The sequence below is a fragment of the Glaciimonas sp. PCH181 genome, from assembly GCF_003056055.1.
Taxonomy (GTDB): domain Bacteria; phylum Pseudomonadota; class Gammaproteobacteria; order Burkholderiales; family Burkholderiaceae_D; genus Glaciimonas.
The window spans coordinates 1,445,607-1,460,585 of sequence record NZ_PYFP01000001.1 but is presented as its reverse complement, the minus strand read 5'-3'; the positions used below and the strand labels follow the sequence as shown (position 1 = coordinate 1,460,585).

Annotated in this window: 12 protein-coding genes and 1 pseudogene; 9 read left to right on the top strand and 4 right to left on the bottom strand. The window is 54.1% G+C overall.

Features of this window, described 5'->3' with window-relative positions; translation table 11 throughout:
* Positions 1-90: 90 nt before the first annotated feature.
* From C7W93_RS06630 to C7W93_RS06620, 3 genes and pseudogenes are all read right to left on the bottom strand, one after another.
* A pseudogene (locus C7W93_RS06630) lies at positions 91-2,993 on the bottom strand (Tn3 family transposase).
* A gap of 37 nt (positions 2,994-3,030) precedes the next feature.
* Positions 3,031-3,840 (bottom strand): type I methionyl aminopeptidase, encoded by an 810-nt coding sequence (gene map, locus C7W93_RS06625; RefSeq protein ID WP_108439313.1) that lies wholly within the window; start codon positions 3,838-3,840, stop codon positions 3,031-3,033.
* A 2-nt stretch (positions 3,841-3,842) separates the two neighbouring features.
* A complete protein-coding gene (locus C7W93_RS06620) occupies positions 3,843-4,436 on the bottom strand; it encodes a TetR/AcrR family transcriptional regulator (RefSeq protein ID WP_108439312.1) in 594 nt (197 codons plus the stop codon).
* Positions 4,437-4,789: 353 nt separating this feature from the next.
* Between C7W93_RS06620 and C7W93_RS06615 the strand changes: the two genes are divergently transcribed.
* From C7W93_RS06615 to C7W93_RS06580, 8 genes are all read left to right on the top strand, one after another.
* Positions 4,790-5,356, top strand: a complete 567-nt coding sequence (locus tag C7W93_RS06615; protein ID WP_108439311.1) for a recombinase family protein — start codon at positions 4,790-4,792, stop codon at positions 5,354-5,356.
* 410 nt (positions 5,357-5,766) lie between these two features.
* Positions 5,767-7,092 (top strand): sugar ABC transporter substrate-binding protein, encoded by a 1,326-nt coding sequence (locus C7W93_RS06610; protein ID WP_108439310.1) that lies wholly within the window; start codon positions 5,767-5,769, stop codon positions 7,090-7,092.
* A gap of 16 nt (positions 7,093-7,108) precedes the next feature.
* Entirely contained in the window at positions 7,109-8,110 is a 1,002-nt protein-coding gene (locus C7W93_RS06605) for a carbohydrate ABC transporter permease (RefSeq protein WP_201747174.1), read from the top strand.
* Between the two features lie 9 nt (positions 8,111-8,119).
* Complete coding sequence (locus tag C7W93_RS06600; protein WP_108439309.1) at positions 8,120-8,947, top strand: carbohydrate ABC transporter permease; 828 nt, start codon at positions 8,120-8,122, stop codon at positions 8,945-8,947.
* A 41-nt stretch (positions 8,948-8,988) separates the two neighbouring features.
* On the top strand, positions 8,989-10,071 hold the full coding sequence (locus tag C7W93_RS06595) for an ABC transporter ATP-binding protein (protein ID WP_108439308.1): 1,083 nt from the start codon (positions 8,989-8,991) through the stop codon (positions 10,069-10,071).
* Positions 10,072-10,166: 95 nt separating this feature from the next.
* Positions 10,167-11,297 (top strand): hypothetical protein, encoded by a 1,131-nt coding sequence (locus C7W93_RS06590; protein ID WP_108439307.1) that lies wholly within the window; start codon positions 10,167-10,169, stop codon positions 11,295-11,297.
* 42 nt (positions 11,298-11,339) lie between these two features.
* Positions 11,340-12,116, top strand: a complete 777-nt coding sequence (locus C7W93_RS06585) for an HpcH/HpaI aldolase/citrate lyase family protein (protein WP_108439306.1) — start codon at positions 11,340-11,342, stop codon at positions 12,114-12,116.
* Positions 12,113-12,814 carry an alpha/beta fold hydrolase gene (locus tag C7W93_RS06580; RefSeq protein ID WP_108439305.1) on the top strand — a complete coding sequence of 234 codons (702 nt, stop codon included), beginning with the start codon at positions 12,113-12,115 and terminating at the stop codon, positions 12,812-12,814. The genes C7W93_RS06585 and C7W93_RS06580 overlap by 4 nt, the downstream gene beginning before the upstream one ends.
* Before the next feature lie 4 nt (positions 12,815-12,818).
* On the opposite strand, the gene C7W93_RS06575 is transcribed toward C7W93_RS06580, so the two are convergent.
* Positions 12,819-13,748 (bottom strand): LysR substrate-binding domain-containing protein, encoded by a 930-nt coding sequence (locus C7W93_RS06575; protein ID WP_108439304.1) that lies wholly within the window; start codon positions 13,746-13,748, stop codon positions 12,819-12,821.
* Positions 13,749-13,972: 224 nt separating this feature from the next.
* On the opposite strand from C7W93_RS06575, the gene C7W93_RS06570 reads away from it, so the two are divergent.
* Entirely contained in the window at positions 13,973-14,977 is a 1,005-nt protein-coding gene (locus C7W93_RS06570; protein WP_108439303.1) for a porin, read from the top strand.
* Positions 14,978-14,979 lie beyond the last annotated feature (2 nt).

Below are 14,979 nucleotides of genomic sequence, written 5' to 3'. Positions count from 1 at the left end.
GCAGTTCACGCGACTGGAACGTTCTGCATTTGCTAAGAGGGGTTTGAGGTGCAGTGGAACGGAAAACCGGGTTAAGCCCGGCTTGCCGACCTACTCGTCGTTCGCCGGGTTGCGCAACGGTCGCAGTTCGCCCTTTGCCACTGCGTCCGGCACCGAAAAAGAATACCGCCCTAACATGTTGATATGCTCGTGCAGAAGCGGCGACAGCCGCGCCACATCCTCGTCCTTCACCTCGAAACCATCCCTGCGTAGCTGGTTCAAAGCGGCCTCCATGTAACTGGTGTTCCATAGCACGATCACGTTGAGCACCAAGCCGAGCGCGCCGAGTTGGTCTTCCTGGCCCTCTCTGTAGTGCTGCCGCAGTTCGCCGCGCTTACCATGAAAAACTACGCGGGCGACGCTGTGTCGCCCCTCACCACGATTGAGCTGTGTCAGAGTACCCCGGCGCTTGGCTTCGTCATCGATGTAGTTCAGCGTGTGCAGCGTCTTGTCGATACGGCCAAACTCGGCGATGGCCTGGGCCAGTCTGGTCGGCCGCTCGCCGACCTGGAGTGTTCGCATGATGCCGGCGGCGGATACCCGGCCGAGTTTTAGCGAGCCGGCCAGGCGCAGCATGTCGTCCCAATGACCGCCGACATCGGTCAAGCGTGGACTGAAACGGTATCCAAGCAGGCGAAACAGCCCGAAAACCACGTCGCTATAGGCGCCGGTGTCCGTCATGATCTGCGTCGGCTGAAGGTCGGTCTGCTGCTCCAGTACGACGGCCAGCAAGACCAGACTATCGCGCAGCGTGCCGGGCACAGTAATGTCGTTAAGGCCGGAAAACTGGCTCGATATCAGGTTGTACCAGGTGACGCCACGACCGGCGCCAAAATATTTCGGGTTTGGCCCGGAATGTACCGACCGCACCGGCACCACGAACCGCATGCCGTCGGCCGACGCCACCTCACCGCCGCCCCACACGCCGGCCAGCGCCGAACGGCTTTGCGCCGCTACCAGCAGGGTATTGGCTGCGGTGATGGTGTCATCGCGCAAATAGCTCTGGTCTACCCAGGACAATCTGTCGCGCTTGAGTACCGGCACGTCGCCGCGAATCAACGGCTCGACTCCGGTATTGCAGGCCTCGGACATCAGCACCGCGCAGATGCTCACATGCAAGTCGGCCGCGCGCGCAGTGCGCTCCGAAATGTGGGTGAAAGCGTCGGTAAAGGCAGTACGGGCGGCAATTTCCAGGAGCAATTCTGGCAAATCAACGCGCGGCAACATTCCTGTAACCTTGGCGCGTAGCGCGATCAACGACGCCGGCTCCGCCATTCTATCCAGCAGCCTGAGCACCAGTTCCAGCTTGTCTCCCACCTTGTCGAATCGCACGGCCGGGTTCTCGGGCAACCTGGCGGCGACGGCGCGATAGGTACTGTCCAGTTCATCGGCCAGGGCCGTCAAAGTTGGCTCCGGTTCCGCCGTCAGGCCCAGAGTACGGCAAATGATCGGACGCGTGGATTCCCATTCAGCGTTATCGAGCAGGCCAGTACGCGGATCGGCGTAACGCTAGCTTGGCGCCACGAATACATCGCGCCGCCGCAGCGCGGTGCGCAGTTCCGATAACACGCAAAAAGTGTAGGTGTGAAAATCGACGGCGTCATCTTTACCCAGCACATGGCGCTGCCAAGGCTTGGTGATGACTGCACGTGGCGCGTCGTCGGCGGACTTTTTTACCCTCATATTGGCGCGAAGCCATGCGAAAGCGGCGACGAACGGTTCGCCAGCGGCATTTGCGCGAAAATGAATGTGCTCGGCCAGTGCCGGCAGGATTCGACGCACTGTTTTGTACTTCGCGTCCAGCTCCAGGTAGTACACATTATCGGCGGGCCGGATCAGCGTGTGGACGCCGGCGAGCGCTTGCGCGAGCGCGTCGGGCGAAATCAGAGTGAACAACTGGGTGCGCAGCTCGGCATCCGGCACGCTGGTGTCCAGCAGGATTTGACAGGCGCTGGCGAGGGCGGCGGCCGCCTCATCCAAATCTTTGAGCGAGCGCAGACGTGCTTTTTGTCCGCTTTCACGGCATCGCCGAACAGATCCCGGAGAATGATTTCCAGCACCTCCAATGCGTCATCTTGCGCCGAGGCTTCGAGGCAATGGACAAACGCGACCAGTGTGGCCAAGCGGCGCAATACCGGCAGGCGCAGGATCGCGCTGGCCTTGGCGGTGCCGGCGAATCGGGCTAGGGCCGCGATCCGCGTGGCGGGAATGCGCGTGGCGGCCGGCAATCGTATGCCAAGCTCACGTACCGATTGAAGTCGCATCAACACCAGACTCATCGATCGGCTGCTGGCCACCACCGGCCCGGTGCGAAGGCGGTCCAGTGGCGAATTTCGAGTGCCGCCAGAAGATACCAAGAGATTTTCCAGCCGTGTTTGTTGATCCAGGCTTAGCCCGCCGCCAAGCGACTTCCACAAACGCTCCTCCACCCGACTACGCAAGCGTGCAACGTAGCGTTCGAGCGTAGAGCATCCAGGCAGCAGCACCTTGTGCGTCACAAGCCAGATCGTGGCACGATCGAACAGAACGCTCGGCCGATCAGTTCCAGTCCAGCAAAGCGCGTACAGCCACCGGCTCAAACGAAAGCCGATCAGCGGTTCTGTAATCTCGGCGTAGCCATAGCGCGCACGAATTTCGATCGCATGCTCCCACCGCTGTTCGCCAGTGCTGTAGGCACTGGTCGCTGCCAGAGTCTCGATGTGCAACTTCTTAGCCAGCATCCACAGCACGGGTTGAGGCACGGCCATCGGATCTTCCAGGAACGTGCCCAGGTAGCGTACCGTGCCGAGTTGAATGGCGAAACCAAGCCGATTGTGCGCGCCGCGTTTTTGCGCAATCAGCGTGTGGTCGGCATCGTCCAGGTGAAAATGCCGGGCGAGGTCATGGGGCGAAGGTGAGCCAGCATAGCGGCCATAGTTTTCGCGCTGGTCGTTCGAGAGAAAGCTGACTGGCATGAGTTCTCCTGTTGAGCTGAGACCGAAGCACCATTCTTTATGGTCCCGCTAAACTTCCCGTTAGCGCCGACAGCGTAAAAATCTCGAAGCCCGTCTCCGTCACCGCCAGCGTATGCTCGAACTGGGCCGACAGCGAGCGGTCCTTGGTGACCGTGGTCCACTTGTCGGGCAAGGTTTTCACTTGATAGCTGCCGGCGTTGACCATCGGCTCGATGGTAAAGATCATGCCCGGCTCGAGGACGACGCCTGTGCCGGCGCGGCCATAATGCAGCACCTGTGGCGCGTCGTGCATCACTTGGCCGATGCCGTGGCCGCAAAAGTCGCGTACCGTCGAAAAACCCTGGGCCCGCGCCACCGCCTCGATCGCCGCGCCGACGTCGCCCAGCGTGGCGCCGGGACGCACCGTGTTAATTCCCGCCATCATCGCCTCGTGGGCCGTGCGCACCACGCGCGCCGCAAGGATGGACACGGCACCGACCTCGTAGGTGCGGCTGGTGTCGCCGTGCCAGCCCTGGAACTTCGGCGTGACATCGATATTTACGATGTCGCCGGCGTGCAGGATCTTGGTGGCCGACGGCACGCCATGCGTGACGACGTGGTTGACCGAGATGCAGCTGGCGTGCTTATAACCGTGGTAATCGATGGTGCCCGGAATGCTGCCGGCGGCGCGCATGAATTCTTCGCACAGCCGATCCAGTTCGGCCGTGGAGACGCCGGGCTTGACGTAGGGCGTGATGAAGTCGAGCGTGTCGGCGGCGACGCGGCCGGCCACGCGCATGGCGGCAAAGCCGGCCTCGTCGTACAGTGGAATCGGCTTGCCGTGGTCAAGCTGGGTGGAGTAGCGCAATGTCAGTTGGTCCTGTTGGCCCAGCCGCGCACGGCGTCATGGCTGGCGCGCAGGATCGCGTCGACGCAGGCGGGAATGGGCTGGTTGTTGGCGAGATAGGGTTTGACGATGGCCACAGGGCCGTCGATCAGGATAAAACGCAGCATCGGCGCGACGGCGTCGGCATCCACATTGTTTTGCAAGGCTAGTGCGCAGTGTTCGAAACAGGTGTCGAGTTCGGCCTGCTCCGTTTCCAGCGCGGCCAGCATCTCGGGCGACAGGCCGGCATCGAAAATCAACGCATCGTCGCCTAGCAGCAGGAAGCGCGCGTAGACAGGCTTGCGCCGGCACCAGTCGAGCAGGCCGGCAACACCGTTCCAGCTATCGCCGCACTGCCAGCGGCTCGCTACTTCTTGCCGAAAATCGGCCTTCACGCGCAACCAAGCACGCGCCAGAATCGTGCCGCGCGAATCGAAGCGATGGTAGACGGAGCCGATCGGCGCGCCCGCCTTGACCGCGATCGCCGATATCGACACCGCTTTGACGCCGCACTGCGCCGCCACGTCGATGGCGCTGTCGATGAACTGGGTTTCGGTGAATTTAGCGAGTCGGACCATTCAAATAGAATATCAATTCTATTTGAGGCTGTCAAGCTAGGGTCTGCTCGCCCAGCTTCCGCCAAGCATTACGTCACCTGAACTCTTAACGCCGCTGAAACATAGCTGAAATTCTTCATATGCGGCTTGTGCGCCACCTCGCGCCGCCAAAGCTGGGTTAATAGAGGTGGCTTTAAGTAAGGTATCCGAAATAGTGTAGTTGTCAAATACGTGTCAGTCTGGACTATACCCTAACCTGATGTCAGACGACCCCAACGCTGTCTGTCAGGATAGGATCAGTATTTCCATTTCTTGACGTATGCCTTGAACGGTCATAGAGTTTTTCCTGACACATCTTGTTAAGGAGGCACATTTTGCGAGGTCAACGCATCGGTTATGTCCGGGCCAGCAGTTTTGACCAGAATCCAGAGCGTCAGCTCGATCAGGTCCAGGTGGACAAGCTGTTCACCGACAAGGCCTCGGGCAAAGACACTCAGCGGCCCCAGCTCGACGCCTTGCTGTCGTTCGCGCGCGAAGGCGACACGGTAGTCTTGCACAGCATGGACCGGCTGGCGCGCAACCTGGACGATCTCCGTCGGCTGGTGCAGACGCTGACAAAGCGCGGAATACGAATTGAGTTCGTCAAGGAAAGCCTGAGCTTCACTGGCGAAGACTCGCCGATGGCGAACTTGCTGCTATCGGTCATGGGGGCGTTTGCGGAATTCCAGCGGGCCTTGATTGGCGAGCGGCAGCGCGAAGGGATCGCATTGGACAAACAGCGCGGCGCCTATCGCGGTCGCAAAAGAGCGCTGGTTGACAACCAGGTTGCCGAGTTGCGCCGCCGCGCTGGTGCCGGCGAGCCAAAAGCCGCGCTCGCGCGCGAGTTCGGCATCAGCCGAGAGACTCTGTATCAATACTTGAAGGTGGCGCCAATTCCTTAACCCGGTTTTCCGTTCCACTGCACCTCAGACCCCTAAGACTGGAAGTGGCCGACTGAACAATCGATCTCTTGCGGTAAGGTTGCGCTACGTTTGTTTCATATGTTTTTCAAATGAAAGAAAGATTAATTATATATTGGACAAATGATCAGCCAAAGATCATATTGACGACTCATTTTAGGCAGCGCTTTTGTGCACTAAATACTTTTATTGCGCTGCGCCTGGCGGAAATGAACTTGCCTGTGAAGGGTGCTACTGAGGTGAGATTTGTTGATTTTTTATGCATGCGGCCCTGAACATAATATAGCCCAACGACCGTAATATAAACGGTGGCGACCATCTAGAGGTTTTACAGAGAATCCATTTTTAAAGCTGGATGGGACTTAAGTACTAGATTTTTAGGAGACAAATATATGCAACGCTCGGTTATCAAATTTATTGTCGTCACAACCATGATGACTAGTTTCGTCGCATGGGCACAAGATAAGCTGCCTTACAGCCTAAAAGAGGGTAAGCCTTACGCAGGAACTACTGTTCAAGCCTTGGTAGTGGTAACGCCACAATTCAAAGGATTAGAGTTGCGCACAGAGGAGTTTACAAAGCTGACTGGTATTAATGTTAAATGGACAGAGGTTCCTTTCAAGAGTTTGCAAGAAAAAATAGCCAGCGTAGGAGTCGCAGCGGACGGAAACTATGACGTAGTGAATTATCTCGATGCATGGGGGCCATCCAATGCGAATTGGCTTCTGCCTTTGGATGCGTTACTGAAGCGTGATCGCGTTGATATGGAGCGTTACCCTCCAGCGTTCGTCAAGGCCGTCACTTTTGAGGACAAGGTCATTGGTTTGCCTATGCGTTCGCATACCCAGCTTTTCTTTTATCGAAAAGATATTTTTGATGAGCTTAAACTGCAGCCTCCAAAGACATGGGATGACGTAGCGACCATCGGTGCAGCTATTAAAAAGGCCAAGCCGGGCATTGGTCCGCTGGCTTGTTATTACGGCGCAGATGGTAACCGGCAAAACCTTTTTATTTGGGTAAATTACTTATGGGGTGCCGGGGCAAAAATCTTTAATGCGAATGGGCAGCCTGCTTGGGACAGTCCCGCGGCGATTAAAGCGACCAAAGATTTCATAGCACTGAATACCGAGCACAAGATCTGCGCCGATGGCGCGGTATCTGCTTTGGAGCAAGACGCCAGGGTCAGTTTTATGCAGGGTAAAGCGGCGATGATTCCTGTCTGGTGGTGGAGTTATTCTGGCTTTGTCAATCCTGCGACATCCATACTCAAGCCTTCCCAAGTTGCCTTCACGAGTATGCCATCTTATAAAGGAGCGCAGCCCGTGACACTTGCGACTACTCTGCCTTTTGGCATCTCACGTTATTCCAAGCATCAAGAGGCCGCCTGGGAGTTTATGAAATGGGTATCCAATCCTGATCTGGAGAAAAGGAATGCGATCGAACGTAAAGTAGGTGGAGTCGAAATCGTAAATAATGTCGTCAATCAAAAAGTGAATTTGAATGATCGGGATGTGGATGTCGCCAACAATGGCGTCGCCAAAGCAGGGGCGGCAAGTCTTGCCAAAGCAGACGTTATGCCGCTGATTGCGGAGTGGCCGGAGATCGGTGATTTGTTGTCGAATGCCATCAGCAAGGCCGCTTCCGGTGGTGATGTAGAGCAACTTTTGAAATCGTCGGCGAAGGATGCGGCAAGGGCACTTCGTCGTGCGCGGCGTTAAGTTAAGGCGGGATTCCATGATTACCAGTACTGAGCTTCCCATGACATCAAAGTTTCAGCAAGAAAGTAGCGCAAGTCCTCCGGCAACAATGAAACCAAATAAGCGGCGCGGAGTGTCTGATCGGTATCTAAAATATCTGTTGATCCTGCCGGCATTGATACTGGTCGGGTTGACCGCTGTTGGCCCTTTGTTGAGCGCTTTATATCTTGCTTTTCGAGAATGGAATCTGAGCAAATCGTCGTCATCGAAAGCACTCTGGTCGTTGACTGATGATGGAATTCAGAATATTTCCTATCTCTTCGATAATTTCTCGCGCGCTCTGAATGATGATGCACTCCGCAATTCTATGTGGGTCACCACTGTTTTTACTTTGGTGTCGGTGTTCGTAACTGTGATAGTAGCGCTCGGCGTCGCCTTGCTGCTAGGACGCGGGACGCGTTCTCGGATTTTTGTGCGAACTTTATTGATATTGCCATTTGCGATGAGTCCGGCCTTGGTCGGGATTTCGTGGCGATTCATGGCAAATCCCCAGCATGGCCTTATTCACGCGATATTCAAAGATATCTGGCCGTCACTCGCTTCAGTCGATTGGTTGGCCGATCCTGTGCTGGCTTTTGCGGTGCTGGTTGCTAGCGATGTATGGCATTGGGCACCGTACATGGCCATGCTGATGCTGGGTGCGCTAGCTTCAGTGCCAAAAGAAGCACAGGAAGCGGCAGAGGTGGATGGCGCTTCCACCTGGCAGGTATTTCGTGACGTCACCTTGCCGTCGATCTTGCCGGTATTGATGGTTTGCGCAATATTGAAGGCGATCTTTTCTCTAAAAATGTTTGATCAGGTGTTTATGATTACCAATGGCGGTCCGGGGCAGGCGACGCAGACCATGGCGCACTACATTTACTTTCAGGGTTTCAAGTATTACGACATGGGTTACGCCTCTGCGGTCTCGTATTTCCTGGTGTTGCCCATGCTGGCACTGTCGTATTTGTATATTCGTTTAATTTTCAAGCGTGTTTAGGAGTCGGCAATGAGCACATCTCACCAAAGCCGTTTCTTCGGTTTTACACAGAGTCTATTAATATTCCTAACCGCTGCCGCAATTTTGATTCCAATCTACTGGATGATCGCGGCGGGCTTCAAAAGTTACGCTGATGTTTTCCAGGCGCGCTGGCTGTTCATACCAACTTTAGATAACTTCAGAACAATTATGGAGCCGCCCTATGAGATTCATAAGAAATTGTTGAATTCGTTATTGGTAGCGTTAGCCACGATCGCCATTGCGATTCCAATTGCCACCATGTCTGCTTATAGCTTTTCACGCTTTCGTCTGCGGGGTGAAAAATCACTTTTCATGGCGATCATCGCTACCCAGTTTGTCCCATCGGTTATCCTGGTTTTGCCCTTTTTCATATTGTTCCGTGATATCGGTTTGCTCGATACCAAGCTGGCGCTGATTCTCGTGAATCTTTCGTTCGTCACACCTTATGCGATATGGATGATCAAAGGCTTTATCGATGCCATTCCGCTGGATACAGAAGAGGCGGCGATGATAGACGGCTCTACCCGCCTGGAAGTGATTAAAAATATCGTTATTCCGATGGCTGCACCTGGCCTGATCACTGCTTCTATTTTTTGCTTCATTATTTCTTGGAACGAATTTTTATTGGCATTGATCGTTACTAGTAAGGACGCGTTGACGCTTCCTGTGGGATTGGCAATGTTCAGTGCAGAGGAGGGTGACCTATGGCAGCTTATATCGGCTACCGGCGTGCTGATTATGTTGCCGATGTTTGTGCTTGGATTGGTCATTCAAAAGCATTTCATACAGGGCAGTACCAGCGGCGCGGTGCGCTGAGATCAACCACGAAATAAGAATATATAGAAACAGGAGTCACCATGGCAGCAATTTCATTGAACAATATAAGCAAGGGTTGGGACAATAAATTTGTCATAAAGGATTTATCGTTAGAAATTCATGATCGTGAATTTCTAGTATTGCTGGGTCCTAGCGGTTGCGGGAAGACCACGACCATGCGCATGATTGCCGGTCTTGAACAGCCTACCAGCGGGCATATCACTATGGGTGGTAGTGATGTCACGCATTTGGCGCCGCGCGACCGTGATATCTCCATGGTGTTTCAAAACTATGGCCTCTATCCGCACATGACAGTTCAACAAAATATTTCTTACCCACTTCGCATTCGAAAAGTGCCACGCGAGACGCACGCTGCATTGATCGCTGAAGCTGCACGTAAAGTTGAGCTGGAAGATTTACTTGATCGCAAGCCCAAGCAACTTTCTGGCGGCCAGCGACAGCGGGTGGCGTTAGCAAGAGCCATTGTGCGTCAGCCACAAGTGTTCCTAATGGATGAGCCTCTCTCGAATCTAGACGCTAAGCTACGTATCAGCATGCGCGCGCGAATCAAACATTTGCAATATGAACTGGGTACCACGATGGTCTATGTGACACACGATCAGATAGAGGCGATGACATTGGCGACCCGGGTTGTGGTGATGTATGGCGGAGTGATTCAGCAGATCGACACGCCGGAGAATATCTATAACGAGCCAGCTAACCTGTTCGTCGCAGATTTTATTGGCTCACCGGCGATGAATTTGTTAAGTGGACGTCTGGAAAACGGTGATTTTGTCGGTGAGAACATCCGCATTCCTGATGCAGGAAAAGGCTCTTACGCCGATGTGGTGCTAGGAGTGCGCTGGGAGGATATTATTCTAACCACGCCCGGTGCGGGGCAAATGGATGGCGAAATTTATACAGTCGAGCTGATCGGTGATGCCACCCAAGTGACGGTGCAACGTGGCAAGCAGATGATCGTGGTGCGCACAGAAAAAACCTTCAAGGCAAAATTTGGAGAAGTCGTTGGGTTAAGCATCCATGCCAATCGTAGTTATTTATTTGACGCTGCTACGCAGCAACGTTTGATCGCACTGGAAAACAGGGATACGACACCCCTTTGATGCCAATGCGGCATCTACATGTCGATCATTTTTATCGGTAAATCCTGAGCGAGTTATCGCAGTATTTGTCGGCTAACTTTGTTATGGAGAATAGCATGCGTAGTATCGTAATCACGCCATCCCAGATGAATGCGCGCATCATCAAACGTACTGATCTGAAGTCCGATGCAGAAGCATTTGTTGACGTCCGACTTCCCGGGTCCACTCCCAAGTACAACTACCAGTTGATTGGCGAGGGTGTGTCGCAAAATCCGCATAGTTTTGTCAATCTGTGCGAACCGCATGGCTTTGCATTAGGGGGAGCCAGCATGCCACATGGCATCACAAATAATCTCCACATGCATTTCACCGCCGAGGTCTTCATGTGCTGGGGTGGGCAATGGCGCTTGCGTTGGGGGCCATCGGGCGAGCAGGGTGAGACCTTGTTCGAAGAGGGGGATGTGGCGACTATTCCGCCCTGGATTTTCCGCGGATTTACGAATGAAGGCGATGACAAAGGCTATCTATATACCGTGTTGGGTCGGGACTTGACCGGTGGAGTTATTTGGGCACCTTCGATATTGGAAAAAGCGCGTGCTACTGGTCTGGTGATTTCCAAAAAAAATACGCTGATCGATTTGCACAAGACGCCAGATGTGTCGCCAGATTTAATTATGCCACCTATGCCAGCAGAAAAGATTGCTGGTTTGCGTCATTACACACCAGAAGAAATGGAACGACGTCTGGTCAGGCATGATGCGTTGCAATGGCATGCATTCCCCCTGCTGGACAGTTTGCTGCCGGGTGGCTCTAAAGAAATGGCGTCAGTGATCGGCTTCGGATTAGCGGAGAATCGCGACCTAGTGCCGCCAGTGGTCAATCCACACGGATTCACCATGGAGTGGTTGCGCTCACCTGTGGGTAATGGTTTGCTGGAGCATCGCCACAGCAGTACTCAGGCGATATTAGTGAAGGAAGGGAGTTGGCGGTTTACGCTCAATAGCGGAGTCGACTCGCATTCCGTTGTGATTGAGCCTGGGACGGTCATTTCTATTCCGCCCGATGCATGGCGCTCTCTGGTGTGCGTAAAAGGAAGCGGAAAGTTGTTGCTGGTTACCGGTGGCGAAAGTAGGACCCGAATTGAGTGGGCAATGTCGGTGCTGGATGCAGCCGCGGCACTGGGCTGGGCGCTTGATCAGAACGGATATATTGCACCAACCGCAATATTAGAACTGGCAGCGCATTAGGCGCCATGGTTGTCTTTTATTGTAGTCCCTAGAGAGAATGCAATGCGTGTGAACCGATTGAAGCAACTTCAGTTAGAAAAAAGGGTTGCGGTAAATGCCTGGATATCGATGGGAAATGGCTATCTGGCTGAGGTACTCGGGCATTGCAACTTTGATGCCGTCACTGTCGACCTTCAGCATGGCCCGTATGGTTTCGATCAGGCAGTACATTTGTTGCAAGCGATCTCCGCGACTGAGGCTGTGCCGCTTGCACGTTGCGCTGGTTCGACCCTTGCAGAGATTAATAAGTTACTCGATGCCGGGGCTTATGGCATTATCTGCCCCTTAATTGATGATGTGGATCAGGCGGCTGTCTTCGCTGCGAGTTGCCGATATCCGCCCCGTGGAGCGCGCAGTTATGGTCCTGCGCGTGGCCTGCTGTATGGCGGTAGCGATTACCTTGCGCGGGCCGACGATCAGATCATGTCGCTGGCCATGATTGAGACCAGCAATGCACTGGATAACGTAGAGAGAATGCTCGACGTCGAGGAACTGGATGGCATTTATGTCGGCCCGAGTGATCTTGGTATCGCATTAGGATTAGGGCCTGACGCCTGGTCGGATCCACGGATGAAAGCTGCCGTTACGCATATTCTGGAAGTCGCGCATGCACGCGGTAAGTATGCTGGCATTTTTTGCGGCGCGCCCGATATGGGAGAGGATTGCGTGCGAATTGGATATGACTTGGTCACGCCAGGAAATGACGTGCAATTGTTACGGGCCGGGGCTGCTGCGCGTGTTGATGGCGTTCGACGCGCCGCCGCAGGCCACAGCTCGTGAGGCTGGCGGCAGAATGGATTGCCTTGCCTGGAACGCTGATGGATGCGGCCAGTATGCAAGCGTTATCGGATGCTCTCGGGCAGTCGTTGCGAGTTGAGGTATTAGGCGAGGAAAGCAGCTTTGAAGCAGAGCTGGAGCGGCTAGCCAGACTTACTACCTCCCCAGCAATATGGATTGGACACTCTCTCGGCGGTATCGCTGCTCTGCATCTTGCGATACGTCAACCGCAGCATTGTTTGGCACTAATCATTATTGCTTCTAATTCACGGCCAGATGGCAGTGCCGGACCACAGCGCAGGGCTGAACAAGTGGCACAACTCGAACGCGATGGTATAGAGATTATGTTCCGCCAGCAACTTGCGCCTTTATACGGATTAACCGGCGAAGGGCCGCTCTGTGACAGCCTGATCCGACAAGCAAAACGCGTTGGTATTGATCGTTTTCGTAAGCAGTTAGGTTATGCGGCCGAGCGCTCAGGTTTGTTGCCGCTTTCTACGCTGACAATGCCGGTGCTGGCATTGTCCGGAGAAAATGATGTGGTGTGCCCGCCGATTTTTAGTGAAGAAATTATGGCGTACGCCGATGCATCGCGATCAAGTCATCATTCGCGGGCTGGTGTGGGACATTTACTCCCCGTGCTGGACGCGCCATGGTGCGCGCGACATATTCAGTATTTTTTGAATGAGCTTCCAGGTTAGCGTGTCACGATTTTTTGGTCTGCAACGAAATAAATTTCTCTGAATATGTCCTCGCCTCTTCGGCAGCGATTTCTATGAAATGGGCGAGCGCCGGGTTTCCATTATCGGCGCGCCAGCCTAAAACCAGTTCTGCGTCTACCCGCCGCGGCAGTTTGATGCGGCGGTAAACGATCCCTTGATAAGGCGAGTGTCGGGCTGACTCCGGCACGATTGCCAAGCCCATGCCGCTCGCGACTAATGCCAGCACGGTACCTAATTGCGTTGCCTCCTGAACGATGTTTGGGATGCATCCGGCGCGAGCGAAAAGCCCTGAGATTAATTGTGAGAAATACTGGGAATCCTTAAGGCTAAATGTTATGAGGCGCTCGCTGGATATCTCATCAATACTCAGTTCTTTCTTTTTATGTAGCGGATTTGACAGAGGCACTGCAAGTACCAGTGGCTCTGTGATCAGCATCTTGGTCATCAGCTCCGTACCCTCTGGAAGTGGGCGCATGATGCCCACGTCTATCTCACGCTGCAGTAAATCCCCCACCTGACGACCTGATACCAATTCTCGCAATTCGAGTTCCACCAACGGATAACGTGTGCGGAACGAGTTGATAAAAGCGGGCAATAGGATAGGTAGCGAGCCGATAATAAATCCCACCACAAGCCGACCGCGATCGCCTTGCGTGAGCAAGTGCATATAACCGGAGAGGCCTTCCGCATCCGCTAGTAACCGGCGCGATTTGATCAGTAATTCCTTGCCCGCATATGTCAGTTGTAGAGGGCGTTTTCCGCGGATGAACAGCTTGGCGCCCAGCTGATCTTCCAGATGCATGATTTGTAGGCTTAGCGGGGGTTGCGTGATGTGCAGCCGGGTCGCCGCACGGCCGAAATTAAGCTCTTCCGCAAGTGTTACGAAGTAACGAAGTTGGCGCAGTTCTAGCATTTTTGTATTCGTTAAAAGTATGAAATGTAGACATAATATATATTAGACAAATGATTGTGTCGAGGGCAAAGTAGCGGCTGCAAACGTGGAGGAGACTTAGTGTGGGCCGCCCATAGAAGGTGCCTGCATGCGTTTGCAATGCTCTCGATGTGATCGCCAGCGGTCACGTTATCGGGAACTCAAGGACTTGCAGTATTTCCGCCTAACCTGATAGGAAACCCATAATGAATAAAAAATTATTTCAATCGCTCGCTATTGCTGCGCCGATTAGCCTTATTGCAGGCATTGCCGCTGCGCAAAGCAATATCACGATCTACGGGATTATCGATGCCAGCATAAGCCGGGAAAGTAATGGCGCTGGCGCAGTCACCAAAATGGAGCCTGGTGTATTCAATGGCAGCCGTCTTGGCTTCAAAGGTAGCGAGGATCTCGGTGGCGGGCTTAGTGCGACCTTCTTCCTTGAAAACGGCTTCAATCCTGACGATGGCAGCGCCGCGCAAGGTGGTCGTTTGTTCGGACGTCAATCTTATATAGGATTACAAGGCGACTTCGGTGCCGTCCGACTAGGACGTCAGTACGCACCGATATATCTGGCGCAACTTACGGTGGATCCGTTTGTCGGTGGTATGAAGGGCGATATGACCAGCATTCGCCAGTGGTTTAGTAGCGGTAACTTTCGGGTCGACAATGCGATCACTTATACCGCGCCAAGCTACGGCAATCTGACCGCTAGCGTGCTGTATGGGTTGGGCGAGGTTGCGGGTAATTCCGCCGCCTCCCGCCAGATGGGATTCTCGGTCGGTTACGTGGGCGCTCCGCTGACTGGAACGGTATCTTATCACTCGACGAATGATGCGCTTGGCATTGATAGTGTGAAGGTCTGGTTCATCGGGGGCGCCTACAATTTCGGCCCATTCAAGCTGCACGCGGGTGCTGATCGGGTGACGAGCGGTGGCGGCGCTGAGGTTCGAGATAGCATGATCGGGGTGAGCTTACCGCTCCAACGTAGCAAACTAATGGCGTCGTTCATCTATAAACAAAACAAGCAAATTTCCGACGCGAATGCACGTCAAGTCGCATTTGGCTACCTCTTTGATTTGTCGAAACGAACAGCCTTATATTCCTCTGTCGCATTCGTAAAAAACGACCGAAATTCAGCGATCAACGCCGGTGGCGTCCAGGGTGCAACCGACAAGGTTTTTGATATCGGTTTACGGCAGACGTTCTGATC

What these genes read in the sequence shown, in the direction of transcription:
- C7W93_RS06620 (WP_108439312.1), bottom strand. Translation starts at nt 4,436, where the DNA reads ATGGTCCGACTCGCTAAATTCACCGAAACCCAGTTCATCGACAGCGCC.
- C7W93_RS06610 (WP_108439310.1), top strand. Translation starts at nt 5,767, where the DNA reads ATGCAACGCTCGGTTATCAAATTTATTGTCGTCACAACCATGATGACT.
- C7W93_RS06605 (WP_201747174.1), top strand. Translation starts at nt 7,109, where the DNA reads ATGATTACCAGTACTGAGCTTCCCATGACATCAAAGTTTCAGCAAGAA.
- C7W93_RS06600 (WP_108439309.1), top strand. Translation starts at nt 8,120, where the DNA reads ATGAGCACATCTCACCAAAGCCGTTTCTTCGGTTTTACACAGAGTCTA.
- C7W93_RS06595 (WP_108439308.1), top strand. Translation starts at nt 8,989, where the DNA reads ATGGCAGCAATTTCATTGAACAATATAAGCAAGGGTTGGGACAATAAA.
- C7W93_RS06590 (WP_108439307.1), top strand. Translation starts at nt 10,167, where the DNA reads ATGCGTAGTATCGTAATCACGCCATCCCAGATGAATGCGCGCATCATC.
- C7W93_RS06585 (WP_108439306.1), top strand. Translation starts at nt 11,340, where the DNA reads ATGCGTGTGAACCGATTGAAGCAACTTCAGTTAGAAAAAAGGGTTGCG.
- C7W93_RS06575 (WP_108439304.1), bottom strand. Translation starts at nt 13,748, where the DNA reads ATGCTAGAACTGCGCCAACTTCGTTACTTCGTAACACTTGCGGAAGAG.
- C7W93_RS06570 (WP_108439303.1), top strand. Translation starts at nt 13,973, where the DNA reads ATGAATAAAAAATTATTTCAATCGCTCGCTATTGCTGCGCCGATTAGC.